At 60.8% G+C, this 1,195-nt stretch carries 1 protein-coding gene and 1 pseudogene; one reads left to right on the forward strand and one right to left on the reverse strand.

Annotated features, from left to right (window positions below; all coding sequences use genetic code 11):
- Positions 1-200 (reverse strand): annotated as a pseudogene (locus AACR77_RS11175) (anthranilate synthase component I); the annotation flags it as partial.
- Between the two features lie 424 nt (positions 201-624).
- Here AACR77_RS11175 and AACR77_RS11180 point away from each other — a divergent pair.
- Positions 625-1,195 (forward strand): PHP domain-containing protein (locus tag AACR77_RS11180; RefSeq protein WP_042881486.1); only part of this gene is annotated, 571 nt, incomplete at its 3' end.

The raw sequence follows: 1,195 nt of genomic DNA on the forward strand, positions 1-1,195 counted from the left end.
TCGATGCGCAGGCAGGCGTCCACCAGCAGCAGGCTCTGGGTACCGGCCTTGGAGTCGATCTCCACCGATTCGAGCAGCAGGTTGTTGGGTCTGTCCTGGCAGAGTCGGGTATAGAGTGCCAGGGGGTCTGTCACATAGGGGGCATTGAGCCGGATGGTATCGAATTCGCCCAGGGGCAAACGGGTCTTGTTGCCTGTCATAATGCCTTCCCTTGCATGTGTTGTGTGTCACCGATGGTCATGGCGCTGTCTCTCTTGAAAATGGGTCGGGTTCGGGTCACGTCAGCGAGTTCGCCATCGCCATGTCAGTGTGCTTCTCTGAATTGTCGGTTTCATCACAGGTCCATTTGCCGGATAATAAAAAAGCCCGCTGGGGTCAGCGGGCTTTTTCTTTGGGTTCTTAACTTGCTGTCAGATTACAGGTACAGCAACGACCACACGCCCGCATGTCAGGGAGTGTGCCACCACCAGATGGTCAGGATGGAAGTCGCTTGCATGAGATTGAGTCCTGTAAAAAGATGTTTGCAATGAAGTGCCTACAGAAAACGATAAAGCCGCGGCCAAGTCAAGTCGCTTTTTTGCCGGCCTTTTCCAGGCAGGTCCCAAACAAGAGCGAAACACGCCGATGAGATTCGATCTTCATTGCCACACCACCGCCTCGGACGGGGTGCTGAGCCCCGCCGACCTGGTGCGCCGCGCCGCCGAAAAAGGGGTGGAGGTGTTAGCGGTCACTGACCACGATACCCTCGACGGGCTTGAAGAAGTGCGCCAGACCATCTCGGCCGACCAGTTGCCACTGCGCCTGGTGAGCGGGGTGGAGATCTCCACCGGGTGGGAGCATCACGAGATCCACATCGTGGCCCTCGGGGTGGACGAGAAAAATCCCCAGTTGCTCGCCTTTCTGGCAGGGCAGCGGGCTCGCCGGGAGGCGCGCGCCGAGGAGATCGGGCGTCGTCTGGAGAAGTGCCTCATCCCGGGCACCTATGAAGAGGCCAAGCAGCTCGCCGGTGACGCCGCCGTGACCCGGGCCCACTTTGCCCGGGTGCTGGTGGCGCGCGGGGTGGCCGACAATATGCAGAAGGTGTTCAAGAAGTACCTGAGCCGGGGCAACAAGGGCTATGTGCCCGCCGAGTGGCCCGGGATGGGGGAGGCCATCGAGGCCATCCACGCCGCAGGCGGGCTGGCGGGGCTGGCCC

This window comes from Aeromonas sp. ZOR0002, from assembly GCF_963866995.1.
GTDB lineage: Bacteria > Pseudomonadota > Gammaproteobacteria > Enterobacterales > Aeromonadaceae > Aeromonas > Aeromonas caviae.